This is a genomic window from Acaryochloris marina S15 (genome assembly GCF_018336915.1).
GTDB lineage: Bacteria > Cyanobacteriota > Cyanobacteriia > Thermosynechococcales > Thermosynechococcaceae > Acaryochloris > Acaryochloris marina_A.
Genome location: NZ_CP064926.1, coordinates 1 through 25,160 on the forward strand (window position 1 = coordinate 1; position 25,160 = coordinate 25,160).

At 45.7% G+C, this 25,160-nt stretch carries 24 protein-coding genes and 3 pseudogenes; 14 read left to right on the top strand and 13 right to left on the bottom strand.

The window, feature by feature from the left end; all coding sequences use genetic code 11:
* Positions 1-613, bottom strand: a 613-nt coding sequence (locus I1H34_RS29740) for a transposase (protein WP_212666938.1), incomplete at its 3' end; no start/stop codon positions are given.
* A 74-nt stretch (positions 614-687) separates the two neighbouring features.
* On the opposite strand from I1H34_RS29740, the pseudogene I1H34_RS29745 reads away from it, so the two are divergent.
* The 3 genes and pseudogenes from I1H34_RS29745 to I1H34_RS29755 all read left to right on the top strand — a co-directional run.
* Positions 688-837 (top strand): annotated as a pseudogene (locus tag I1H34_RS29745) (transposase); the annotation flags it as partial.
* 182 nt (positions 838-1,019) lie between these two features.
* A complete protein-coding gene (gene istA, locus I1H34_RS29750; RefSeq protein ID WP_212666939.1) occupies positions 1,020-2,129 on the top strand; it encodes an IS21 family transposase in 1,110 nt (369 codons plus the stop codon).
* Between the two features lie 809 nt (positions 2,130-2,938).
* The gene (locus tag I1H34_RS29755) at positions 2,939-4,306 is read left to right on the top strand and encodes a serine/threonine protein kinase (protein WP_249370311.1); all 1,368 of its coding nucleotides are present in this window, start codon (positions 2,939-2,941) and stop codon (positions 4,304-4,306) included.
* Positions 4,307-4,997: 691 nt separating this feature from the next.
* Here the strand turns inward: I1H34_RS29755 and I1H34_RS29760 are convergent.
* Positions 4,998-5,399: a hypothetical protein gene (locus tag I1H34_RS29760; RefSeq protein WP_249370312.1), complete on the bottom strand. Its 402-nt coding sequence runs from the start codon at positions 5,397-5,399 to the stop codon at positions 4,998-5,000.
* A 73-nt stretch (positions 5,400-5,472) separates the two neighbouring features.
* On the opposite strand from I1H34_RS29760, the pseudogene I1H34_RS29765 reads away from it, so the two are divergent.
* Positions 5,473-6,301 (top strand): annotated as a pseudogene (locus I1H34_RS29765) (IS1 family transposase).
* On the opposite strand, the gene I1H34_RS29770 reads toward I1H34_RS29765, so the two are convergent.
* Entirely contained in the window at positions 6,283-6,438 is a 156-nt protein-coding gene (locus I1H34_RS29770; RefSeq protein ID WP_212666940.1) for a hypothetical protein, read from the bottom strand. The pseudogene I1H34_RS29765 and the gene I1H34_RS29770 sit on opposite strands and share 19 nt — an antisense overlap.
* 232 nt (positions 6,439-6,670) lie before the next feature.
* Complete coding sequence (locus I1H34_RS29775) at positions 6,671-8,380, bottom strand: SLC26/SulP family anion transporter (RefSeq protein ID WP_249370313.1); 1,710 nt, start codon at positions 8,378-8,380, stop codon at positions 6,671-6,673.
* A gap of 355 nt (positions 8,381-8,735) precedes the next feature.
* On the opposite strand from I1H34_RS29775, the gene I1H34_RS29780 reads away from it, so the two are divergent.
* Genes I1H34_RS29780 through I1H34_RS32575 form a run of 3 tightly spaced genes read left to right on the top strand, consistent with a single transcriptional unit; the run spans position 8,736 to position 10,348 of the window.
* Positions 8,736-8,969, top strand: coding sequence for a hypothetical protein (locus I1H34_RS29780; RefSeq protein ID WP_212666941.1), 234 nt, complete (start codon positions 8,736-8,738; stop codon positions 8,967-8,969).
* A gap of 5 nt (positions 8,970-8,974) precedes the next feature.
* Positions 8,975-9,847: a reverse transcriptase domain-containing protein gene (locus I1H34_RS32570; RefSeq protein ID WP_249370314.1), complete on the top strand. Its 873-nt coding sequence runs from the start codon at positions 8,975-8,977 to the stop codon at positions 9,845-9,847.
* Between the two features lie 3 nt (positions 9,848-9,850).
* The gene (locus tag I1H34_RS32575; RefSeq protein ID WP_249370315.1) at positions 9,851-10,348 is read left to right on the top strand and encodes a group II intron maturase-specific domain-containing protein; all 498 of its coding nucleotides are present in this window, start codon (positions 9,851-9,853) and stop codon (positions 10,346-10,348) included.
* Between the two features lie 212 nt (positions 10,349-10,560).
* Here I1H34_RS32575 and I1H34_RS29790 read toward each other — a convergent pair.
* From I1H34_RS29790 to I1H34_RS29810, 5 genes and pseudogenes are all read right to left on the bottom strand, one after another.
* Positions 10,561-11,271: pseudogene (locus I1H34_RS29790) on the bottom strand (IS6 family transposase).
* Entirely contained in the window at positions 11,268-11,573 is a 306-nt protein-coding gene (locus tag I1H34_RS29795) for a hypothetical protein (protein WP_212666942.1), read from the bottom strand. The pseudogene I1H34_RS29790 and the gene I1H34_RS29795 overlap by 4 nt, the downstream one beginning before the upstream one ends.
* A gap of 38 nt (positions 11,574-11,611) precedes the next feature.
* The gene (locus tag I1H34_RS29800) at positions 11,612-12,130 is read right to left on the bottom strand and encodes a helix-turn-helix domain-containing protein (RefSeq protein WP_235111757.1); all 519 of its coding nucleotides are present in this window, start codon (positions 12,128-12,130) and stop codon (positions 11,612-11,614) included.
* 143 nt (positions 12,131-12,273) lie between these two features.
* A complete protein-coding gene (locus I1H34_RS29805; protein ID WP_212666943.1) occupies positions 12,274-12,537 on the bottom strand; it encodes a transposase in 264 nt (87 codons plus the stop codon).
* A gap of 62 nt (positions 12,538-12,599) precedes the next feature.
* A complete protein-coding gene (locus I1H34_RS29810) occupies positions 12,600-13,658 on the bottom strand; it encodes an ornithine cyclodeaminase family protein (protein ID WP_212666944.1) in 1,059 nt (352 codons plus the stop codon).
* Positions 13,659-14,337: 679 nt separating this feature from the next.
* On the opposite strand from I1H34_RS29810, the gene I1H34_RS29815 reads away from it, so the two are divergent.
* Genes I1H34_RS29815 through I1H34_RS29825 form a run of 3 tightly spaced genes read left to right on the top strand, consistent with a single transcriptional unit; the run spans position 14,338 to position 17,142 of the window.
* A complete protein-coding gene (locus I1H34_RS29815; protein ID WP_212666945.1) occupies positions 14,338-14,634 on the top strand; it encodes a (2Fe-2S)-binding protein in 297 nt (98 codons plus the stop codon).
* Positions 14,627-16,030, top strand: coding sequence for an NAD(P)/FAD-dependent oxidoreductase (locus I1H34_RS29820; protein ID WP_212666946.1), 1,404 nt, complete (start codon positions 14,627-14,629; stop codon positions 16,028-16,030). The genes I1H34_RS29815 and I1H34_RS29820 overlap by 8 nt, the downstream gene beginning before the upstream one ends.
* Positions 16,027-17,142, top strand: a complete 1,116-nt coding sequence (locus I1H34_RS29825; RefSeq protein WP_212666947.1) for an NAD(P)/FAD-dependent oxidoreductase — start codon at positions 16,027-16,029, stop codon at positions 17,140-17,142. The genes I1H34_RS29820 and I1H34_RS29825 overlap by 4 nt, the downstream gene beginning before the upstream one ends.
* A 762-nt stretch (positions 17,143-17,904) precedes the next feature.
* Here the strand turns inward: I1H34_RS29825 and I1H34_RS29830 are convergent.
* Positions 17,905-18,975, bottom strand: coding sequence for an IS110 family RNA-guided transposase (locus I1H34_RS29830; protein ID WP_212662783.1), 1,071 nt, complete (start codon positions 18,973-18,975; stop codon positions 17,905-17,907).
* A 96-nt stretch (positions 18,976-19,071) separates the two neighbouring features.
* On the opposite strand from I1H34_RS29830, the gene I1H34_RS29835 reads away from it, so the two are divergent.
* Complete coding sequence (locus I1H34_RS29835; RefSeq protein WP_396124666.1) at positions 19,072-20,289, top strand: IS4 family transposase; 1,218 nt, start codon at positions 19,072-19,074, stop codon at positions 20,287-20,289.
* Here I1H34_RS29835 and I1H34_RS29840 read toward each other — a convergent pair.
* The gene (locus I1H34_RS29840) at positions 20,270-21,553 is read right to left on the bottom strand and encodes an IS256 family transposase (RefSeq protein WP_212661567.1); all 1,284 of its coding nucleotides are present in this window, start codon (positions 21,551-21,553) and stop codon (positions 20,270-20,272) included. The two genes, I1H34_RS29835 and I1H34_RS29840, sit on opposite strands and share 20 nt — an antisense overlap.
* A 188-nt stretch (positions 21,554-21,741) precedes the next feature.
* Here I1H34_RS29840 and I1H34_RS29845 point away from each other — a divergent pair, with 188 nt between their 5' ends.
* The 3 genes from I1H34_RS29845 to I1H34_RS29855 all read left to right on the top strand — a co-directional run bounded on the left by I1H34_RS29845 (position 21,742) and on the right by I1H34_RS29855 (position 23,265).
* Positions 21,742-21,978 (top strand): hypothetical protein, encoded by a 237-nt coding sequence (locus I1H34_RS29845; protein WP_212666948.1) that lies wholly within the window; start codon positions 21,742-21,744, stop codon positions 21,976-21,978.
* Positions 21,979-22,212: 234 nt separating this feature from the next.
* Positions 22,213-22,539, top strand: a complete 327-nt coding sequence (locus I1H34_RS29850) for a DUF1816 domain-containing protein (RefSeq protein WP_212666949.1) — start codon at positions 22,213-22,215, stop codon at positions 22,537-22,539.
* Between the two features lie 348 nt (positions 22,540-22,887).
* On the top strand, positions 22,888-23,265 hold the full coding sequence (locus I1H34_RS29855; protein ID WP_212666950.1) for a DUF1830 domain-containing protein: 378 nt from the start codon (positions 22,888-22,890) through the stop codon (positions 23,263-23,265).
* Between the two features lie 71 nt (positions 23,266-23,336).
* Here I1H34_RS29855 and I1H34_RS29860 read toward each other — a convergent pair whose 3' ends face one another.
* Both I1H34_RS29860 and I1H34_RS29865 read right to left on the bottom strand, forming a co-directional pair.
* Complete coding sequence (locus I1H34_RS29860) at positions 23,337-23,840, bottom strand: hydrogenase expression protein HypE (protein WP_212666951.1); 504 nt, start codon at positions 23,838-23,840, stop codon at positions 23,337-23,339.
* A gap of 607 nt (positions 23,841-24,447) precedes the next feature.
* Positions 24,448-24,699, bottom strand: a complete 252-nt coding sequence (locus I1H34_RS29865) for an RNA recognition motif domain-containing protein (RefSeq protein WP_212666952.1) — start codon at positions 24,697-24,699, stop codon at positions 24,448-24,450.
* Positions 24,700-25,160: the final 461 nt, after the last annotated feature.

Sequence of the window (25,160 nt, forward strand, 5' to 3'; positions counted from 1 at the left end):
AGATGACTCGGTCTTCCGCACGACGTAGCTTCCGGATATGTCCAGCTTGGTCTTCCCAAAAGTCTTCGGAGGCGCATTGAACACTCGCCCACACTCCATCAACAATCAGAATAAAAGGGGTTTTCTCAAGACGAGTTTGACGACTTTGGAGCATTTGCTTCTGAGCTTTGAGAGTAATCCGGTTAATGGCATTCACGGATAAAACTGCTCCCAGGATCTCATAGAGAGCTTCTTGCAAGTCTCGAAGCGATAAACCCATGACATACAAGCCCAGGCAAAACTCTAGAAGGCTACCGAGGGCTCGTTGGTAACGCTCTAGAATCTTCCACTCTCGGTCTGCATTCCCTTTCCGTAGTTTCGGGACAGATAGTTGAGCAATCCTGCCGTACTGGGTATCAAGAACCCGCTGATAATAGCCTGAACGTCGAGGGCGAGTCCCTTGAAGCTCTGATAGATAAGCTTGGACTTCTTCGTCTAGTGCTGACTCTACTGCTATCTGGGTAACTCGGTTAGCCTCAAGGCGCAGGGTTGCTTCTAAAGCTTTGTTAATAGAGGCATATGAACTTTGAGACTGGATACGGATAATCTGCTGCTCACGTTGGGAAATGTTCATCAAGGAGTGCTCCGAATTCTCTATTATCAGAGCATTTCAGCTATTCCAGCTCATGGCGAATAAATCAAGACACTAACTACGAAGCGGTCAAAGCTGCCCTGAAACTAGAGGTGAGCAATGGCCAGGTTGAGGGACAAAATAACCGATTGAAAATGGTCAAGCGCCAAATGTATGGGAGAGCTGGCCTAGATCTCTTGAATAAACGCTTAGTGCTAACAAGCTAAAACATCTTCTAGTCATGCTTTTAAGCCTTATTTTCCTTGCATCACCAAAAGAGGACAAGAGTCTACTTCGGCGGCGAGTTGCATGTACCTCGGCACCTTAGTTTTGCTCCTGCACAGACCATCTTTTTGATGGAGTTGTTTTCAGTTCCCAAACAGGTAATTTCCAACGTTCACGGCATCTAATGTCCTACCGTTCAACCAAGAACGCAGTGGGGCTAGGAGCTATGAAACATCGCAACCAAGGGAAATTACTATCGATGGTTAAATTTCGAGAGATCATCCGGCTCTATGAGCTCGGCTACAACCAAACCCAGATCGCGACCAGTTGTGTTGTGGCCCGTTCCACCGTTCAAGACTATATCCGCCGTGCGCAAGCTAAACATCTGAGCTACGAACAACTTCAAGGACTGACTGATAGCGAAGCTCAAGTCATGCTGGGCAAGCATCAATCTCGCCAAGCCAAATATGACGAGATTGACTTTGAACCGATTCATACCGAATTGCAATCGAAAGGGATCACCCTCGCTCTGCTGTGGCAAGAAGGGATTGATCATCAAGAGTGGAGCTTGAGCTATGGTCAATTCTGCCGTCGCTACAACCAGTGGAAAGGACGTCACAACCTCTCCATGAGACAGGTTCATAAAGCTGGGGAGAAATTATTCGTCGATTATTGTGGGTTAACCATGCGTGTCCAAGATCCGATTACTGGTGAGGTCAGCGATGCCCAGATTTTCGTGGCTTGCCTAGGAGCGAGCAACTACACCTTTGCAGAAGCAACGCCCACTCAAGCGATTCCCCACTGGCTCGGATCTCACCAACGAGCATTAGCCTTCTTTGGAGGTGTACCTGAGATTATCGTTCCGGATAATCTCAAATCTGGCATTAATGCAGCCTGTCGTTATGAGCCAGAGCTTAATCGCAGCTACCAGGAATTTGCAGAGCATTATGGGGTTGCCGTCATTCCCACCCGAGTCCGGAAACCCCGCGATAAAGCCAAGGTCGAAAAAGCGGTCCAGGAAGTAGAGCGTCAAATTATTGCCCCTTTGCGCCATGAGCAGTTCCACAGTTTTCGCACCCTCAATGAAGCCATTGCCGTCAAACTCAAACGGCTCAACGAGCGAACCATGCAAGGGTATGGCATGTCTCGACAGCAACGGTTTGAGCAAATAGAACAATCGACTCTCAAGCCTTTACCGGTTTACCCCTTTGTCTTGGCGCAATGGAAACAAGCCAGACCTTGCTCATTACAATGCCCTCCTAGGCGTCAGATTTTCATTTTTTCTGACGAATAGACTGTTTGAGCGCTTAAAAAGCGCTCAAACAGTCTATTCGTCATCATAAGGTAATTGTCATGAGGTGGCCTATGAATAATATAAGATTCCGGCAACTTTCCACCTCGAATATAGCGATACAACCAAATTCGGCTAACTCCTAGTTTCCAGGATAGGCCAAGAACAGTCCACATACCTTTTCTGCTAAACGACATTTATGATAGGAACTAGTGACCTGGTGTCGATGACGGATTTTGAAGACAGTACCACTCGAAACTTGAAAGTTTCGAGCAGACCGAAATCGTTCGTTAGTATCTTGGCAATTTGATTATCTGTTTTGTCCTCCTTCCATAATTTCCTAGCGCGCTCCACCAGTCTTGATAGCCTGTGATGTCTGCTTGACAATGAAGAGGAGGACGCACAATCCCTTCAGAAAAATGGGTAGTGCTCATGCAGAGAAAGCCTGTGATCAGATTGTCACCAAATGACAGAAGAATCGAAGGATGCATTGGTCAGAAGACACTGCTGATGCTCTCGCTGCGATGAAGACGGTTATGTTAAATCAGGCATGGGATCTCTACTGGGTTGAACAGCAATTTCTGCCTCTCGCTACAACCCCTTAACCCAGACCTTTTGGCCGCTAACTTGGCACATTGGGCTGTCCGTTGCTTGATGGTCCAAGCAGCGGAACACGGTGAGATTGCTCCTTTGAGCATAGGCTTCACTGGAACTCTCAAAGTTCTACGCAGAGCAGTCAACCCCGTAAATTCGTGCATAATTGATAAGTGAAAGACAAGACTTTGAGCAAGTACAAGTCATTGCCAATGTTGATGGCTGGGCAGATATTGCAAAAACGGTACCAATTGAGAGCGCAGTTGAGGGCTCAACCTACTCGCCAAACCTGGTTAGCGGTAGATAGTCAGGCAGTGCCCGAACAGCAATTTGTAATTGTCAAATTTTTGGCCTTTGGTCGAGGTATGCAATGGGATGAATTGAAATTGTTTGAGCGAGAAGTGCAAGTTCTCCAGCAGCTTGATCATCCCCATATCCCCAAGTACCTGGATTCTTTTCATCTCCAAAAACCAGAGCCCTGGCTAGGCCTCATCGAAGAATATATTCCAGGGACCAGTTTGCAAGCATTGGTCCAACAAGGACATCGGTTTTCGGAATCAGACATTTATGATTTAGCTGCTCAAGTACTAGAGATCTTGATCTATCTGCATGAGCAGAATCCCCCTATTCTCCATCGAGACATAAAACCTAGCAACCTGATCTTCACCCCTAACCAGCAAGTGTTTCTAGTGGACTTTGGAGCCGTACAAAACCAGTTGTCGCAAACAGGCACTTCCTTTACTGTTGTTGGCACCTACGGTTATACCCCCCTAGAGCAGTTTGGTGGACAGGCAGTGCCCGCATCTGATTTGTACAGTTTGGGAGCATCATTGGTGCACCTGCTCACAGGGATGGCACCAGCTGAATTAGCCCAATCCGACTTGCGGTTACAGTTTCGTGATCGCATCACCCTCAGCAATCGATTAACTACATGGCTGGAAATATTGACTGCCCCCGCTTTAGCCGACCGATTCGAATCCGCCAGAGCTGCCTTGACGGCCCTGGTGTCACTCCCCTCTGACATGCCAGACTTGCCGCTCTCCTATGGGGATCACCAACGTCTTCAAATTGAGACTAGTCCTGAGTATTTGCAGGTTCGGATTGGCCCGATTTGGTCAGCACCTTTACTCAGGCTCCAAGATTTAGCAAACATGACTCTTCTCACCCTGTTAGGTCCCTTAGTATTCATTATCTTGGCCCTATTGCCCTTGGGCATGGTTTATACTCGCCAAGCCTTCAGTTCTGGCAACATTGGGGAAATCAGTGTGGGCATCCTATTACTTTGCTTTGGAGGTGCTTCTTGGATTACAAGTTTGAACTGGCTTAAAGACAACCTCACCAGTACCTTGGTTGAGAGTTCTGAACAACGTTTAGTCATTAAATATCAACTCTTTGGGTGGACCTATTGGCAACAATGTCAGCCAATTGCTGACATTATCAGCATCTATGCCTTGCCCCTAGATCCAGAGAAAAATACAGTCATAATCCATTTCAAAGCTAGTTCTCCTCTAACTCTGGCTAACAACTTGGTCACTCAGGATAGTCAGGTATTGACCGACACCTTGCGAAACTGGTTCGCTTACTAAGGATTGTGCCGACTATGAAGCCATGTATGGAGTCAATATAGGGGTTCAGGGTCTAGTGCGATGTAGAAAGCTAAGTGTTAGGGGATTAAATCTAATCCTCATTCTTGAGCGGAGGGCCTTCCTTCCTTATGATGTCTATTTCATTATCCTCACGTAAAAGAGTCTCTGACTCCGGTCACATTGGTCTGAGTAATTAGAACAATAGAATGCAGACCACGCAAGCGCCTAACCTGGGAGCCTAACCTGGAGATGGGCAAGAGGAAGTTCGGTATGGTTAACGAAAGTGAATCGTCCCTAGTGGTCATAAGTCGGTGTAAAGATCTAGCTTCGTCATAAGAACGATAAGCCAAGAGCTTCGTGTTAGCGTTACCCTTTTCTGGCAGCAGGATACAGGTATTGGGAAGTGTGTGAAATGAACACGCCGATACTAGAACACTTCCTAACTAGGAGCCTGGATCGATTAAGGAAGCTGTTTGAGACAGACTGATCTTTACACCGACTTATGACCACTAGGGATCAATCCTAAGTCCGTCTAATTGCTGTGAACTATGACACTTTGAGCAAATATTTTATCCTTCAATTGTCACAAAGCGATACTGAGAGTGGCTTTCAGCATTTATATATAAAAAACATTATTATTTATAAATAGGATGTTGAGTTTTTAGTTTCTAAAAGTCTCTTGCTGTAGGTATTACAGCGATCCTGTGGTAAAAATTGTGCTTATGTCGGCACGGGGTGAAGTGGAGAAAGCATCCACTCCTGTGAGTACAGGCATCGAGCCTTGAAAGATCTCATCATGAAGACCCTGCTTAATAGTAGACAGGTCTTGAGCTTGGTTGATTTCTTCTGCCTTTGCAGCTGCGACTTGCAGACGATTGCGAACGGTTCCTACACTGATAGACCAATCAAACAGATCGCGCAATAGCTCAACGACACCTCGATAGGAGCTGTGGCAGATCAACACCAAAGCTAGAATCAGCTGGAATAGCCAAGTTTTGGTGATTGGTAAATAGAACAGAACCTCGTCATCCCCTTTATCGCCGAGGAAGGATTCATTCAATGCTTGTGCAGCAATTTCCTCTTGCTCATACACAAACTTCCGGGTCGTGCCTCAAGTAATTGTGGGTTGAGTATACTAGAGGCTCAGCTCAGCTTCTAACCTACCCATGCAATGCCCACTATGCGGTCATTCCAAAGCACACAAGCATGGCAAGATGCCCAACATGCTTCAACGATACCGTTGTCCTGAGTGCCAGCAGACCTTTACTGAACGCTTTGATACCCTTTACTATCGTCGTCAGGTGAGTCCAGAGCAGGTCCGACAAGTTCTCCAAGCCCATGCAGAAGGGAGTAGTCTTCGAGGTATCACTCGGACCAGTGGCCTAGCTTACAACACTGTAGTCTCTCTAGTAAGAGCTGCTAGCCAACGATCTCAGCAACTCCATAATGGCCAAGTGCAAGCCGTTGAAACGGAGGATGTCAGTGCAGATGAAATGTGGTCCTTTGTGAAAAAAAGCAAAAACACTGTCTTCCCCATGAGCTAGAGATGGGTGATTGTTGGATGGCGATTACCTTGGCAAACACAAGCGGCGTGATCCTCTCGTGTCGTGTGGGCAAGCACACCGATTCATTATTGAATGAACTGGTGACTAGCACTGAAGGTAAGACCGATTGCAAGGACTGGAATAGCGACGATTGGGGGGGTACGAAAGAGTGTTGCCTTGGGAGATTGACCATTACATTGGCAAGGACAGAACTCAACGACTCGAACGCACCAATGGCATTATTCGGCAGCACAGTGGTCGATGGCATCGACGCCAGAACAAATTTGGCAAAGTGTGGGCGCAAACCAAAGTCACTGCTCGATTAGTGGTCAGCTATTTCAATTGGATTTGGACACACAGTCGGCTTAAAACAACGGCGGCACAACGTGCTGATCTAGCCTCGCGAGCTTGGCATTGGGATGACATACTCACCTACCCCACAATTGTTTGATGCACGACCAACTTCCGACTGACTTGATTCTCTCTGGCAATGCGAGCAATGGGTATGGATCTTGATAGAGACTGGATACCGATATCTTTCCGGATTTTTGGAGGAAGGGTAGTTGCAATGGCAGGGGTGGAAATCATACTCGGTGATCAAGTCAGAGGAGAAAACGACAAGCCTCCAGACTACCCTGATCGCTCATGACACTGTTACCCATGAATGAACCAGGCCGTATATTTTTGACTCACAGTGATTTCAGCAGTTTTAGTGCGTAATTTTATGGCGGGAAGAGAGTAAGATGGGCTGTCCTTTCTGATTCTTGGAAGTAGCTTTTAGTCTAAACTCCAATCCTTATATCTGGCGGACTACCACATTTTAGAGGTCTGCTTTTGGCTGAGAAGCTTCAAAACCTGCGATTGCCATCGGCAATGTCGGGAAAATATGCTCAGGATTGATTTGGTTCAAGAATTGAGATCGCAACAGTTGGCTATATAGATCCTGCTTCATTCGTACTAGGGCAAAGATAATGCCTTGATCAGCTAATTCTTGGCGCAGCTCCTCCAGCATATCCACCGCTGTAATATCAATCTCGATAATGGCTTCCGTATTGAGTACAAACCATTCAACGGGAGAGCGTTCCGCCACAATGGATGCTAAGGCACGTTGCTTAAAATTCTCAGCATTTGCAAAACAGAGTGGTGCATCATATCGATAAATCACAAGTCCAGGGATTGTCGTAGCACCATCCCAATCTTCAATATCATGGAGGCCTGCTAAACCAGGCACTTTTCCCTGCACCGCATCATGGGGACGGGCCACCCGTGCAAACAGGTCAATCACAGATAAGCCTACAGCGATGGCGACACCAATCAAAATATCAGTCGCTAACACCGCAACCGTCGTGATTAAAGCGAGTAAAAATTCATTCCGACGGAACCGCTTCAGACGCCGAAATTCAGCAATCTCGATTAGTTTAGTGGCAGCAAAAATGACGATGGCTCCCAAAGCAGCCGTCGGAAACAGGGACAGCAAAGGCCTTAGAAAAAGAAGCACCGAGATTAAACCCCCAAATGCTACCAAAGAATAAAGCTGAGTCTTGCTCCCTAAGGCATCCCCGATTACGGTGCGACTGCCGCTGCTGCTAACGGGGATTCCCTGCATCAAGCCTGTCCCGAGATTAGAAGCACCGAGGGCTAGCAGCTCTTGATTGGCATCAACTGTGTATTGATTTCGATTTGCAAAGGAACGGGCCGTCAGTACATTATCTGAATAGGCAACCACGGAAATACCCAGTGCGGCTGCCGTCAGTGAGGGGAGTTCAGTCACTGAAACTTTGGGAAGAGCAATGTGGGGGAAACCTGCGGGAATAGTGCCCACGACCACAACACCTTTTTGATCCAGGTCAAAAATCGCCACAGCCATTGTCGCTAGCAACACCGCAATCAGGGGACCGGGCGCTTGAGGAAAGCGCCTCTGAATCACGCATAAGAAAAAGAGGACCAGCCCTGCGACCATCGCAGTCGGCCAGTGGAGTTGCTCCAATTGGGTTAGAAATCCCTGGACTTCACCCAGAATGGTTTCAGCCTCAATGTTGATACCGCTCACTTTACTGAGTTGACTGGTGATCATTAGCCCCGCTACGCCTGCCATATAGCCCGTCAAGATCGGTTTTGAGAGAAGGTCAGCCAGAAATCCGAGTCGGGCCAAATAAGCAACAACGCAGATCAGACCGACGAGGAGTGATGAAGTTGCTGCAAGACTGGCATAGTCGCTACCGCCTTTGGCTAGAGGTGCAATCGCAACGGCTGTCATTACCGCTGTTGTCGATTCTGGCCCTACCGAAAGTTGAGGAGAAGAACCGAAGAGTGTATAGATCAGCATCGGTGGCAAAATGGCCCACAAACCTGCCACCGGTTCAACCCCTGCCAACTCGCCATAGGCCATGCATTGCGGAATTAGATAGGCGGCAACCGTTATGCCTGCTAGCAAATCCCCTCGTAGCCACTGATGTTGATAGGAGAGCAATCGCTGTAGTCCCGGTAGATAGGCTTGAATTGCAGTTAGGTTTTTAGATCGGATAGCCAAGTTTCACCTCATTGTGAAGGCGATTATTCTATCGCTCTCAATACGATCCTCTTTAATTCTTAAGCAACAAAAATGAAATTGTCAGTCATGAATATTGTGTGGATTTAGAATTCCCCTCAATTCTGGCTTGGGAGCTGTAGCGTGAAGGATTTATGGTTGTGTCGCAAGTGCGCCGAGCAAAGCTCGGCATTGTTAGTAGGGTGTGAGTCCCTACCCTATAAGCCCTGGTCCGGCAATAGGTACTGAGTGTTGCGTCGTCATCGGTAACGGTGGCGTCGAAGCGTACACAAGGAGTTGATGGGCCACAATGCAAAAGCGTGAAGGTATAAAGCCCCGAAATGAACCATACAAGTGGATGCCGACGTGGTTTGCGACGCGGAAGGCAACACCGGAGAAGCTAACGACCAATGCTTCCGAGGGTCCACCGGGGTCTGTGACCGTGGCACGTCAATATGACAAAGTCGGGAACTCGGGAGATCCTATAGACTCCCCCTTCTTGGGGGTAGAGTGGCACAACCGGCAAACCGGAAGGAAACTCAATGGTTTATGGGAAGTCGGATGTCCTCATAGTAGTGAAGAAATGGAGTAACACCCATGGAGCGAAGGGGGACACATACAGTCACCCGTCTAACGGAAACGCCGCCCACACTCAGAGGTGGAATTTTGGCGACAACTGGAGTTAAACGGATAGCTACTCGGGCCTGTAGCCACCCAGAGGAGTCATTTACAGCGTTGATGCACCACTATACAGTGGCAAATCTACGAGCTTGTTTTGAATCCCTGGATGGCAAGAAAGCCATTGGAATAGATGGAGTGACCAAGAAGCAATATGGGCAGAACTTAGAGTTCAATCTCAAAGAATTGCACCGTAAGCTTCATCAAATGTCGTACCGGCCCCAAGCTGTACGTCAGGTCGAGATACCCAAAGAGGATGGCACCATGCGTCCCCTTGGGATCTGCTGTATAGAGGATAAAATTGTTCAGGAGATGACCCGTCGGATCTTAGAAGCAATCTACGAGCCAGTGTTTATTGATACGTCATATGGATTTCGCCCAAAGCGGAGCTGCCATGATGCTTTACGGCAGCTAAATTACGAGGTAATGAATAAACCTGTCAACTGGGTAGCTGATATCGACCTAGCTCAGTTTTTCAACACTATGCCCCATCAGGAAATCCTCTCAGTGATAGGCTTGCGAATCAAGGACAGGAAATTCCTTCGCCTGATTTTGCGGATGCTTAAATCGGGAGTCCAAACTCCTGGCGGTGTAATATATGACGAACTGGGTAGTCCCCAGGGTTCTATTGTCTCCCCTGTAATTGCCAATATCTTCCTGGATCATGTATTGGACCAGTGGTTTACTCAGGTAGTGACTAAACACTGCCGAGGATACTGCGCAATTATCCGCTATGCAGATGATGGCATTCTCGTGTTTGAACATGAAGATGATGCTCATCGCTTTATGTGAGTGTTGCCACGACGACTGGAGAAATTCGGCCTTCGCCTCAACACGGACAAAACTAAGCTACTGGCCTTTGGTAAACGGCATGCTCGACATTCCTTCGGGACCGGGCAACGGCCATCAACCTTCGATTTTCTAGGGTTGACCCATTACTGGGGCCGAAGTCGCAGAGGGTATGTTCGGTTGAAACGTAAGACATCGAAGAAACGGCTGCGCCGGTCTTTAGTCGAAGTGAATCTGTGGCTTCGTCAGGTGCGAAATACCCTAAAGTTACCTGTGTTATGGCAGGCAATAGGGAGGAAAATGCGCGGGCACTTCAACTACTTTGGAGTGAGCGACAATAGCCCTTCCTTGAACTGTTTTGAGCAGAAGATACATGAGCTTTTGTTCAAGTGGTTGAATCGCCGTAGTCAACGCCGTAGCTTTAATTGGGGTAGTTTTCAGCGCTACCGAACACGACACCCACTGCCTCGACCAGGGCGTATAGTGTCACTGTTCCCAAGTTAGCAAACGGCTGTATGAAGAGGCTTGTGCGGGAAATCTGCAGGCAGGCTTCTGTGGGGGGGAGGCTCCCAAAGGTGCAGGGTCTAATCATGTGACACTCTCTAACCGAAAGGAGAGAGCAACAGGGAAAACAAACCTGACCTAAACATTGAAGGAGTCCTCTCTACCCGACATAATGTTTCCAGGTACAAAAATCCTCTGAGTTTCATCCAAGACTAGGCTGCTAATCCAAAGATTTTGTGGATGAAAGAGATCTGTCCTAACACATCATCTTTGCCCACATTTTTGATCTGACCTTTACGGATCATGTTCATCGCTTCATACCCTTTTAAGGTTCGTCTAGCCGAGTTAAACGATCCAAAACTCATGCCAGGATTCACCAGACGTTTTATCCCTCGATGATCCTGATCCACTATATTGTTGAGGTATTTGACCTGCCGTACTATTTTGCCTTCAGGGAGACGTTCCTCTTCCTGTAACTGCTCTACAGCAGGGGGATATGCTGGATTCTTGTCCACGTTGATCACCCGAGGTTCATGGGTATGAACCGCATTCAATGCTTTGGTCAGAAAGCGCTTCGCAGCCTTGGCGTCCCGCTTTGCTGTGAGTAAAAAGTCGAGGGTGTAGCCGTCAGAGTCTACGGCTCGATAAAGGTACCGCCATTTTTTACGTATTTTGATGTAAGTTTCATCAACTCTCCAAGAATCATTGGTAGGCTTGAGATGTCAGCGACAGCGCTTGTCTAGCTCAGGGGAATATTGGAGAACCCACCGATTGATGGTGCTGTGATCCACTTCCAATCCCCGCTCTAGCATCATCTCTTCTAGGTGACGATAGCTGAGGGGGTAGCGGCAATACCATCGAACATTGAGAAGGATGATCTCAGATCGATAATGACGCCACTTGAATAGGTCAGCAGTTTTCATTGGCGGGAGAGAGAAGAAACACAGCTTCTCAGATTACCACTGGTTCTCAGCGCAGAACCTATTTTTGCGACAGAACCGTCTGAAAATTCATCCGCCACTTGTGCTAGGAATAAGTTCATCATCTGAGTATTGGAAAAGGGTAAGACTAAAGCACTCATCTTTCCTAACGCAGGAGCAACAGCAACATAGCCATAGAGATATTCACGGACAAGCGGCTGCCCACTTTCGGGTCGAATTCCAGGAGCACACCAAGCTCTTCTTACTTGCCCTAGACGACCAAAGCGCCCTTCGTCTGCTGCCATGATCACAATGGGACGTTGGTCTTCGGCTGAGCGATCTGCTACAGCGGTTTGGACCAGCCCCCGAAAGTTTTTTTAAAAGCCTCTCGTGCCGCTTTGTTTCCATTGGGATGGGACGGACGAGGCATGAGTTTGCGCCATCCGTGTCGGTCTAGCAAACGATAGATAGTACTGGGTGCCACTGACGTCTCCACTTTAGTCTCAAAGGCCGTTTGGATCTCTTGAACCGTTGTTAAATGACCTTGTTGAGCACGTTCAATAAACGATTCTAAAAATTCAATCTCTTCTTCGATACTCAGATAAGCACCGGGATTCTTCTTCCGTTTAGCCCTAGGAGCAATTGCTGCTGCTCCTAGGCGATTGTAAGCGGCAATCACCTGATGGACCGTTCGAAGACTAGTTGCAGTATGCGTGGCTATTTCGATAGCTGGGCGAGGATCTACCAGGGCGTTATAAATAATCATCCATTTTTGCTGACAGCGGGCAGTCGGAGCCGTGGCAATTTTGTCTTTCACCTCATCCACTGTTAGATGCGGTTTAACTGTACTAACTCGACTCATACAGCGGTTTTCATATAGATGGGGGACAGACACAACTCTTAAAAAGCTTGATCAGTAAATACTCCAGGATTGAATATGTCCCCTACCAACCTGCGATCCGCTGTATACTTGCGGAATGAACATAGGATTAGATCCTATCTAAATTACATCTCAAAACACAAATTGGTATCAATCGACCCTGCTTTGCGCCACTCGTTGTAGTGCCAAAAGACCGTTGAGGAGGGAGGAAAGTATTTGGGTAAGTCTTCCCAATTACAGCCATTCTTGAGTCGATAGAGCATTCCATCAATGAGGTCTCGATAACTCCATTCGAGCGGGCGAGGCTTTTTCTTGAGAGGCAGAACCTTGGGTAACAGCGGTTCAAGGAGTTCCCATTCTGAATCGCTCAGACTGCTGGAATAAGCCATAGGACTTGGAATTGACGACACTTTCCATTGTCGAGAATTTACCAAAAGATTTCAAATGGGTTCTATAGTCGAACCCATTTCTTCAAGTAGGCATGTTCAAAGATCATTTCCTTTTGTATTCTGAGATCTTGACCGAAGCCCGCTTGAGACGCTCTTTGGAACATGGCGTAGGCAATCGCAATATCGGCATAGGCTAGCCCCACAGCATTAAAGTAGGTACGCTCGTCGGGATTGGTGCGACCTGGTTTCTTGCCCGTCACTATTTCAACAAGATTGGCATGAATATCCTCATCCTTGAGTTGCCCCTCTTTGTACATCCGGCTCAAGGTTTGGGTCCGATGTTTAACAGTTTCCCAATCATCACAAACGATCTTGTCACAAATTTTCGCGACCTCATATTCATCTTCCCACCCCCCCACATGGCTATAGAAAGCTCCCGACTTGAACCAGTCTGCCTTGAGCAACGGCGCTTGGGCGCTGGTTGCAGTGACAATGACATCCGCTCCCTCTATCGCATCTTGAAGATTCTCCTGGGTTCCCACAATCTTGACATCTGACAAAATGGGGGACATTTCGGTAATAAATTGTTCTTCCTCCGCCTTATCCTTGGCCACAACCCGACAATCTGTTAGAGAAGGTAGTGCTGTTTTCATGGCAACTAGATGCATCTTGGCCTGCTCGCCCGCCCCGATTAAACCAATGATTTGTGAGTCAGTTCGCGCTAGATACTTGGCTGCGATGGCACCCATGGCACCCACACGCAGGTTTGAGCAGAGGGTTCCTTCCATAAATGCGATTGGAAATCCATGCTCAATCTCCGACAAAATAATGACGGCAGATAAATTTTGAATGCCATGTTTGATTGGGTTAGGGGGGAAAACTGAGACCCATTTGACCCCACAAATTTTATGGTTCTTAAATGTTGCGGGTAAACAATTGATCCGCTCTTGAGTATCGTCATCAAAAATTTGGACGATCTTGTCTGGGAAAATGACTTCCCCTTGATTGAATGATTTCAAGGCGTCTTCGGCTGCTTGCATCGCCATGCGAACATCCAAGCAGCCGGAAGCAAGTAGATCTTCCTGAGAGAAGTACTGACAATGGATTTGATGACTGAGCATTTGTGTATAACCTCACTATCGTTATCAGCCTGGATCGCGAAACAGTTAGGAAGAGATGCTCGGAACTAACGTCAAGGAATTATTTCTGAATCTTTCCCATCTGAGCTGAGGATGCTTGGGGGAAGTCGCTTACGGATTGACAACTTTTGCCAGCGAAGGGCTTTCTGGAACGGTGAGAGCCAGGTGGCCACAGGTTATCAGCCAATCTTAAAGTATCAGATAGAGATGTTTGTTTTGGGATTTGCTAGAGAAGCTTCTAGTCAAGGGAAGGCTGAGCCCTAGCCTGAACGAATTCCTAGCGATCATCACTCTATGTAAAGTTTGCATGATTGCAACAGTAGAATCAGGACCTATAGGGGCCAGTCCAACGTTATTTCTATTCCGCACAGCCCCCTTTAAATATGTGAGTCTCCATTACAGCGAATGCAGGACTGACCTTGAGCTGTCCACTCTGCAGTGATTATCTGATGGGGATTGCCAATATTTAGGTTGAGTGACGCCCCTACCGACCCACTTCATCAATGCATGTAATACCGTAGACCGTCGGCCTTAAGCAATGCTAAGTAAAAGGGCATGTAACTGAATTAGCGTGAAAGATAGTGTGTAAGCATTCTGACCTAGAATCGACAGTGAGACTTTGAGTCTGGGAAAATGGAAAGAGGCGTACAACAATTACTTTATGTTTAAGCGGTTAAATGAAATAGAGGGGCCTACCGTCACCATTAATATTGAGGGTGCAGATGTTCAAGTTCCTGAGGGTGAGACAGTGGCTGCGGCCGCATTAGTCCATCATTTGGGTTATACCCGCACGACTTCCCTCTCAGGAGCCCCTCGCTCACCGTTATGCATGATGGGGGTCTGCTTTGAATGCCTGATGGAAGTTGATGGGTCACCCAATCAGCAAGCCTGTCAGGTACAGGTTAAAGCGGGTATGACTATTCGTCGCCAGCAGGGAGTTGGTGGAACAGATGCCTAAGTCCTATCAGCTTGTGGTGATTGGGGCTGGGCCAGGAGGACTCTGTGCCGCCACCACTGCCGCTCAGTTGGGTATGGATGTGGTGGTCCTGGATGAGCAGTCCTCGCCTGGCGGCCAAATTTACCGGGCAATCACCCGAACCCCCGCAGATCGGTCTGCCTTACTAGGGGCCGATTACCAGCGTGGGGCGAGTTTGGTTGAAGCTTTTAAGACGAGTGGGGCTCAGTATTGGCCTCAAACAACGGTGTGGTCTTTGAATGCCCAGCATCAGATCGGAATCCTACGCCAAGGGCAAGCCTCTATCATTCAAGCGGAACGGGTGATCGTTGCCAGTGGCGCAATGGAGCGCCCAGTCCCTTTCCCAGGCTGGACCTTGCCAGGGGTCATGAATGTAGGCGCTGCCCAAATCTTGCTCAAAACCTCTGGTGTTGTCCCCGCCAGTGGGATGGTTATTGCTGGGACTGGACCATTGCCCTTGTTGGTGGCTTGGCAATACCTCCGAGCTGGGGTATCTGTGAAAGCCATCCTTGAATGCTCACCGACCAACAACCTATGGCGTGCTGCACCGCGTTTGCCTCAAGCTTTAAGAGCTGGAGATTACATCGCTCGTGGCTTGAAATATACGGTGGATTTATTAAAAGGTGGCGTGCCCATTTATTACGGTGTTTCTAGATTGCAGGCCCAGGGCAACGATCAGGTCGAAGCAGTGAACTTTGGTTGGGAACGATTCGGAATTGCTAGACAAAAAACACTCTCCACCAATCATCTATTGGTGCATTTTGGCGTGATTCCCAGAACCAATTTAACCCGATCAGCAGGGTGTCATCATGTTTGGGATCGGGGCCAACAATGTTGGTGTCCCCAGGTGGATGAATGGGGTAATACCAATGTGCCAGGGCTTGCCGTCGTTGGGGATAATGCGGGGATTGGCGGTGCCCGTAGTGCCGAACACAGTGGACGATTGGCTGCCCTAGAAGCGGCTAGGAGTGTGCACCTGATCAGTCGTCAGCAGCGAGATTCCCAAGGCCAGGATGATCAGAACTGGATGCGTAAAGACCTGCGTGTCCGGCCGTTTCTAGAAACGTTATACCGACTGCCAGATTCACTCTTGGTACCCTCAGATGACGACACTATTGTCTGTCGTTGTGAAGAGATTTCAGCAGGGGCAATCCGCCGTGCTGTGCACGAAGGACATTCCGATCCGAATCAGGTCAAGTTTTTCCTGCGTTGTGGAATGGGACCTTGCCAGGGAAGACAATGTGCTTCAGTCGTGGCCCATATGGTCGCCGCCGAAAATAAGCGTCCGGTGTCTGACTATCCCCCGTTCCGAGTGCGTCCCCCGATCAGACCCTTGAGCATTGCCCAATTGGCTGACTTAGGAGGGGCAGAAGAATGACGGCAGATGTTGTGATTATTGGGGGCGGGTTGATTGGGTCTTCGACTGCGCTCCACTTAGCTAAAGCGGGCCAAAAGGTCATAGTTTTAGAAAAAAATAGTCCTGGTCGCCATGCCTCGGGAGTTAATGCGGGAGGCCTGCGGCGGTTGAATCGTCATCCTGCGGAGATTCCTTTGGCGGTTGTTGCTGCAGAAATGTGGCGGGATATTCATGCTTTGGTGGGCAGTGACTGTGATGTGAAACTGAGCGGCCAGGTTAAGGTAGCGGAGAATGCAGCGGATTTGCACAAGCTAGAGGAACGGGCTGCTATGGTCCGCGATCTTGGCTTTGACCATGAGCAAATCATAGATCACGATCGCCTCTACCAACTGGTGCCCGATTTAGCCCCCCATTGCGTGGGTGGATTGTATACTGCTGGAGATGGCTTGGCCCGTCCGTATCATGCACTGACGGCTTTTCGCCGAACAGCTGAGACCCTAGGTGTGGAATATTGGACGGGATGCCGGGTCACTGAATTAGAGCAGGTCGGAAGTACTTGGCGAGTTGTAACGGAACAGGCCCAGTTGGATGCCCCAATCCTCGTCAATTGTGCAGGGGCTTGGGCAGGGCAAATCTGTGCGCAATTGGAAGAACCTGTCCCGTTGACGGTGGGTGCTCCCATGATGATGGTGACTGAACGACTCCCTCCTTTCCTAGATCCGGTCGTGGGGGCTACTTCTCGCAAGTTGTCGTTTAAGCAGATGCAGAACGGGACCATACTGATTGGAGGAGCACACCTAGCCGATCATGATCTAGACCAGGAAACAACAGATATCGACTTTTCTAAACTCAGTGAAAGTAGTCGTACCGTCCTAACCCTTTTCCCCAGAATGGCTGAAGTAAGAATTGTCAGGACATGGGCGGGGTTGGAAGCTTTTATGCCCGATCACATCCCGGTTATAGGTCCTAGTGCTAAGGTGCCTAACGTTTATCATGCTTTTGGATTCTCTGCTCATGGTTTTCAACTTTCACCTGTAGTAGGGCGAATTATGTCAGAGTTGATTTTGGAGCAGAAGAGTTCTCTTATGATCGAACCATTTACTATTCAACGCTTCCAATCTATTTCTGGTTGACATTCTCTCCCAGCAACTCTATCGGGTATGCAAGGAGATTCCCATTGCCTGCAAACATCTGACAAAAATTCAATATTTTTCTCTAAGTTCATCTCCATAGGCTGAACTTAGAATTGATCGGAAGTGGAAAGGATACAAACAACGCTCGTTCTAACGGATTCGGAGGTCTATTAGAATTCAAGCCTATTGAGTGTTTCGAGAAGCTATATCTCCTTTCACTCTTAACGGGTGACAAGGTAATCCAAGGTTATGCGTAGCAATGAATTGAGAAAATAGTAGGGCAAAAAAATAGGGAGTACGATTGTACTCCCATCTCAAAAAATGTTCCCTGCATCATACCAAACTACTCTCCGTGCTCAGTCATGTGGATTGTCAACCGGAATGTCAAAATATTCTTTTTAATTCCAACAAAAACTAAACCCAAACTCTAAATAATGACAAAGATGGGTAAATTTGATTGGAATACCTATTCTGTTCAACTTAGATATCTAGCCTTGCAATCTATGACCTCCAATAGTCTAATTTGGAAGAAAAGTTTATTGAAATGACTTCCTCGACATTCAGTCATTCGTAAGTCATAGTCGTAACTACGCTACATATTCCTCATTCGTTATAGAAAAAGGTCTGTGCCCTATACATCTGAAAGTGGTCAGTATACTGCTCACATCGCTCGGACCTGGGTCACAGTAGTGGAAAGTTGTCGATATTGTCTTTCCGTAAGTTATTTCTTCCTGTTGAATTTTTTCTTTGTGATAGGGCTATTTAAGATATTTGCAAAGGGGTATTTGGATATCCTAATTTGTATTCCTCACCCTTTTGAAAAGTAGCCCGAATCCGTCCAATTAGTTTTCGAGCAACAGCAACAATGGCCTTCTTCTTTCCTGTCCTTGGGAAAAGTCGGTTAAAAAACTGAGCTAGAGCTTGGTCTTTCTCAATGGCTCTCCAAGCGATCTCAATGAGGATACTTCGGACTTGAACATTGCCCTGATGAGTAATATGTCCCCTACGGATCGCTTCACCACTGGAATGTTCACTGGGGGTCAGACCTGTGTATGAAAATAACTGGCGTTCGTTCTTAAACTGAGACATATCCCCCAACTCATTCGATAATACCCGAGCAGACTGTGGCCCAACACCTGGAGCAGATCGGTAGGTCTTTTCGTTAGGATCTTCTTTGGCTTGTTGTTTGAGTTCTTGCTCAATCTTTTTGATTTCTTCGTCTAGACTTTTCCAGACATTCCAATAAGCATTAATCACAATTATCAATTCTTTGGATGTTGCATTAGCCAGAATTTCTTTGACAAGTTTATGAGTCATTTCACGAGTTTCATCGGCATCAATTAAACCAAATTGATGAAACTTCATCCTGATTTTATTCTTTATCGCAGCGCAATCTTCAACAAGCTGTTTTCTGGTCCGACTCAATAATCGATGTGCTTCTTCTTCCTCACTGGGAATGCGAATTCCCTTTAAGCGTTTTGCTTCCAAAAGCGAAGATAGTTTAAGTGCATCACGTTTATCTGTTTTGACCCGGTTATTGATAGCAACTTCAATCCCGGCGGCATGCACTACTAGGTTCTGGATCCCATGCGCCTTAAGTTCTCGATGTAACACAAAACCTGAAAAACCAGCTTCATAAGCACTATAGATCGTGGCACCATCAAAATATTTGAGGAGTTGTTGGGCTAATGATTTTGGAGAGGCTTTCGTTGTCCATTTCTTGACGACCTCCTCCTCGACCCTAGCAACAACTGTATAAGTCTTCTTGTGTACATCAATCCCAATGAAGACTTCTTTCCCAACGTAAGATCTTTCTTTCGTATTCTTCTTCATGATGGAACTCCTTGATATCTAATCAGAGAAGTAAATGTATCCCTAGTATTTAGGCTTGCACCTTGTTGAGTGCTTTGCAATCCATCATAGAAACATCTGAGTGAAAGTCAGTATCTAACCCTCCAACTTCTGTTGTTACTGATACAGGCTCATCGCCAGGTAAAACTCTCCATATTGGCCAGTGTCTTTCCTCAACCGATTCAATATCCCAGTCGAAAACGTAACTTGCAACGCTTTTTAGTATTGCCACAACTGAGCATCAAAGTTTTGTGGTTCCCCCTGATTAAATATTGGATTCGACAAGAGCAAACAGGACGAGGATTAAATCGGGAGCATCGTCGTCGGCTGAAGAAATTCAAACATCGAAAATATGGCTATTGGATCATAGCGATAGATAGAACCCAATGGAAAGGTCGCAATATATTCATGGTGAGTATCATTTGGGGAACCCATTCTCTTCCCCTGTATTGGGAAGTTTTAGAGCATGTGGGTAATAGTAATCTAGCCACTCAACAACGGCTCTTAAAAACAGTGCTACATCTGTTTAAGAATTATCCGGTTCTTGTCCTGGGAGATCGAGAGTTCCATAGCCCTAAACTAGCTGACTGGCTTGAGTCTAAGGGTGTATCTTTTGCTTTAAGACAGAAGAAAGACGGTCATTTTCAAGAGGAAGTCCATCAAGAGTATCAGGTGCTCAAACAGCTAGGCTTTAAACCGGGAATGTCCAAATTCTATACAGGTGTTTTGTGCAACAAAGGAGATGGCTTAGGGCCATTTAATCTGGCTGTCTATTGGAAACGCAAATATAGAAATAAGGGGCCGAAAGAGCCTTGGTATATCTTGACCAATCTGCCGAGTCTCAAACAAGCACTGGACATTTATTCTTGTCGCTGGGGAATTGAACAACTTTTCAAGGATTGTAAGACAGGAGGTTATAACTTAGAAGATACGAAAGTGAATGACACCCGATTTCTGGCCTTAGTTTTGTTGATTGCCATGGCTTATACCTTGGCTACGCTGCATGGGCAATGGATGAAAAAATTAGGAGTGGATATTTACGCTGGACGAATTAAAGAGCATAAAGATAAGACTCAACGGCAGAGTGAATTTAGTCTTGGACTCTATGGGCAACGATGGATCTATGCCATGGAATTGTGGGCTGATTGGGTACGCCAACAGCAACTTACAACCTTGCAGGATCAACTATTAGCGTATCTTCGAGTCAATCAACCCAGTATTCAGTTCTTAGTTGAAGGAGTTGATCAACATACTGAAACAGCGTTAGTGTCCCTATTTATTCGCCACGGTTTTTGAGGCGATCATGCTTGGCATGATCCCTACGAGAGACGAGAAAGAAAATCGCTAAACAGCTCTCCTCATTTGGGAAAGCACCAATTTCGTCAGCCTTGGTTCGGAATTTCCGGAACAGCCTTTCTAGCGCATTGGAAGTACGAATCAGCGAATGAAGGGATTCATCAAAATCATAGAAACTCAAGGTCAGGGCAAAATCTTTGATGAAGGTTCTAACAGCATCGGGTTCAAGGTCTGTCCATTTCTGTGCAAACACGAGCAACGTCACAATCGCTTCTTCCCAGTCTGGCGCTTTATAGATAGCATAGGCATCGTGTTTAATTTGTGAATATCGCAGCTTCTTTGCTTCAGAGTGGGAGAGTTCTTGTCCTTGAGCATCCAGGTGTGGCAATTGCTCATAGCCCAAATGCCGGAGCATCGCTCGAACCTTGTGGGTAATGCATCGTTGATGTTGTGCGAGGGGAAACAGAGCGCGAATTACCTTAGGTAGTCCAGTGGTGCCATCACTGACAATCAGCTTCACCAAATGGGTTTGCAATCCTCGGTGCCGCAGGTGCTCAAAGAACAGTAGCCAGGCTGCCTCAGATTCTTGGACAGCCATTTCGTAATGAAGAACGGTTTGTGTCCCATCTGGCCATATCGCCATGGCCACTAAGATGACTCGGTCTTCCGCACGACGTAGCTTCCGGATATGTCCAGCTTGGTCTTCCCAAAAGTCTTCGGAGGCGCATTGAACACTCGCCCACACTCCATCAACAATCAGAATAAAAGGGGTTTTCTCAAGACGAGTTTGACGACTTTGGAGCATTTGCTTCTGAGCTTTGAGAGTAATCCGGTTAATGGCATTCACGGATAAAACTGCTCCCAGGATCTCATAGAGAGCTTCTTGCAAGTCTCGAAGCGATAAACCCATGACATACAAGCCCAGGCAAAACTCTAGAAGGCTACCGAGGGCTCGTTGGTAACGCTCTAGAATCTTCCACTCTCGGTCTGCATTCCCTTTCCGTAGTTTCGGGACAGATAGTTGAGCAATCCTGCCGTACTGGGTATCAAGAACCCGCTGATAATAGCCTGAACGTCGAGGGCGAGTCCCTTGAAGCTCTGATAGATAAGCTTGGACTTCTTCGTCTAGTGCTGACTCTACTGCTATCTGGGTAACTCGGTTAGCCTCAAGGCGCAGGGTTGCTTCTAAAGCTTTGTTAATAGAGGCATATGAACTTTGAGACTGGATACGGATAATCTGCTGCTCACGTTGGGAAATGTTCATCAAGGAGTGCTCCGAATTCTCTATTATCAGAGCATTTCAGCTATTCCAGCTCATGGCGAATAAATCAAGACACTAACGAAACAGCCCAGTCAGCCTATAGACACTTACAAACAATCATCGAGTTTGCCCAAGAGATTAATACCTTCACCTGGCAGTTTCAGTCTCATAGCCATCAGCTTGTGGCCCAAGTGAAAACAGTCCAAGATCATCTCAATCGACATATTAACGCTCATTCGGCTGTAACTCAGCTTCAAGCACTGGAGAAACCGATGCAGCAACTTTCTCAGATCCGCATATTGGCTAGTCAACTCTCTTCCCAAATCCAGTTGCAGGCGGTGAACGTTGTAGGTAAAGCGACTCAGGAATCAGTTTCCGCTCCAGAATTATCTAGTGCAGCCCGAAAATACGTTCTTACAAGCATATAGTGCTTAAAGGGTAGGGTATGGTTCAACCAAGAGTAACACTTTTGGTTTTACGTTAGACCGGAAAAGTATTGACAAGAAAGGGATATGGAGTTTTGAACTGCGAGAGAGATGTTCTATTAGCCTTCTGGTACTTGAACCACGGCGTCAAAACTGAGAAATCTTCACACAATACTCAGGTTCGACCTCTAGTCTTAATCTTGAGAGTAAAAGATCCCCACTGACTGGAGTATTCAAGTGATTTCACAAAAAATTCCAAGTACATCGAAAACAAGAGAGTCAAAAGCTTTTAATAAGGTGGATGATTTGTGTTTGAGCTGGTGGCTAGAGGTAGGCACTACAAATCCTCCTTGTATTAATTACTATGGGCCTTATGTAAGCCAAGTTAAGGCTGAAGCTGCAAAACAAGAATCTGAGAAGGAGTCCCAAAATATTTATTCTCACAGTCGATTATGCCAACCGCGTCAGCTCACAATTAAAGAGAAAGAAATGACCATTCAGGATTTAGAAGCATGTCCTCCCACATTTTTTGAAGCCTTGCTAGGTAACCATCGTATTTATTAACACCATAAATAATATTTCTAGTAACTTCAAGTATGGTTCAATCTATGGCAATACTCTTGGTTTAACACTTGATCTCAGATCCACTTTCAAGCAGTGCTTGTAGGGCGTTAGATTATCTCAATACTATTGCTATGGCATCTAGTCTATGGACCATATTGTTGTTCGATACAGTTCAAAAAAGGGTGGCATTTTTTCTCTTGAGAAAAAGCTAAGAGCCATTTCAAGTCAAGAGTTTAGACTATTTATCTAAAAAAAACTGACAACTCCTGAATAGTATTAATGATACTTAAGTTCATGTATTGTTCGAATTACTATTTTTAGATTCATTTTTTAGCATTTTCTTTACTGGTGACTAATCTTCAATTCAACATTATATTAAAGGAAATAATAATGACAAGAATCTTAGAGAAATCAATCACTTGTGATGCAAGAGTTCAAAGAATTCGTTGTTGTTATACTAATCCAACAACTGGATTTCAAATTATTCGTATTGTTAATCTTCCTAATTGTTTTTTTGAACGTGTAGTTTGTCCCGGTAAACAGATTTTTTTTGAAGCAACTTTAGATTCTCAGCTTGAGGTGCATTCTGGCATACTTGTCAGTGCACTTCTATCTGACACTATTCCTTGTTGCCGTTTAGCACTTGAACGGGTAAAAGTATTATCAGATAAGGGTTTAGATAAGTTTCGTATCAATAAGACTGATTGTAAAACTGTCTTAGTTTAGCTCATGAGTTGTTTAGAAAAGATCTCATCAGTCCAGTTATATACCGAAATAAGGTCTTGGTACAATATTTGTTAGCAGGCTGCTCTAACAAGCTTTTGATATTGAATGATTGATTCGATACTCATTAATGCAGCTTCTATACCTTGTTCAGCAATGGGTGAGATATGATCGCCAAGAAAAAAGTCATCGGCTGGAACTTTAATCCAATAAGTTTGTGGGTAACAACCAAAAGCAGCTTGAGTTAGTGCAATTAAGGAGTGTGGTTCTGATGTCTTCATCCATCCCTTAGCGGACGATTCTGGGTAGTTTGAACTTGAAGGCGTGATTGGTATGATTTTGATGCCATGAAGTTGGTGTACCCGACTAGCATCCACAAAAATAGCTACCCCTACTTTAGCTAAGGTTTCGGATAAATCGGGAGTCAATTGCCGAACAGTCAAAGCAAGTACCTCGGATAGATGCCAAGACGCAACTTCATCGGCAACCCGAGCCCCAATACTACTATCGCTGTAATGTATGTTGCCGAAACCAATAATGATTGTGGATTCTTGATGGCTACGAATTGAACTAGGCATAACAAATTTATCACATCAGTAATTTGCATCATTTGCAACGGTGAGTAACCCTAGAATAGATTTTCTAGCTAGAATCTGTATTGACTTCAGCCATAAGTAACTTTATAGGCATCAAATGAATTGGTCACAAGACATACCTTTAAAGAATAGGAATAAATTTGATTTAGGATTAACTTAAAGATGCTTATCAGCCAGCAAAATAAGCTTTTCTATAAAATAGTGACTTAGCCAAAAAGTGTCTAGTAAGTCATGCTATTGAATCAATAAGGCATTGTTGTGTTGAGGCGTGATAGGAACTTCAAACCTAAACCTTGAAATTTTTTTAAGTATTTATGCTTAAAAATAGCTGGAGCATTCCAGTAAAGAGTCTCACAGATTTATCACTCCTTAAGAGAATAGTGCCAATCAATGATGATAAGTATTAAGAGCTAAATTAGTGATTTTAGTGTTACTAGTTATCGTTAAATTATAGACCTCAACGTCTTTTAAGTAAGTTGAGAGGCTTTTATTAAGCCTCTCAATACTCAACTCTACCTACTGAGCATTTCACAATTTTGCTAAGTTAATACTCGAAGTGTTACCAAGTAGACATACTGCCACGATTCGTCTAACGAGTTCCCTTGGGTTTTGCTTTATTCACTTTGAGATTACGTTTCATCACCTCGGTTCCATCCAGCGCTGTAATGGCAGCCTCTTCCTCGCTATTAGCTTTCATTTCCACAAAAGCGAAACCTCTGGGACGACTTGTTTCACGGTCTGTGGGAATATTGACCCTTGTTACCGTTCCATATTCTGAAAAGACAGTATTGACGTCTGCTTCAGTCATGTTAAAGGATAGGTTGCCCACATAAATTGACATAATTAATTTTCCCAAGATAAAAAGTGATTTTGTAAAGCATTGCTATATCTAGTCTTGAAGAATTTTACTCGTTCATCATTACTCACCTATCTAGGATGTTGAACTATGGTTAATTTCTTCTTCTGAAGATATAACTAAGTTGTGAGGAAATTGTGAGAATCAGTAGCTAATTTATCTATCTCTTAGGAAGGAGATCTTAGTTGAATGAACTTGTATCTAACCAGCCTTAATGCTCTGTATTGTGAATATTTCGTTCAAAACACTTTAATACATTAGCAAGGCTATACAATCCTTATTAAAAGATGCAAAGGAGTATCTACTGAAATCTATGAGGATTAATCAATAAACTCTTCGATCGTATTTATATACTTGGCTCTTAGATACACTCGAAAAATCTAATTTCTAACTTGAACTTCTTTCTAAGGCTTATATCTGCTTTCATTAAGATGTCCACTTAGCTA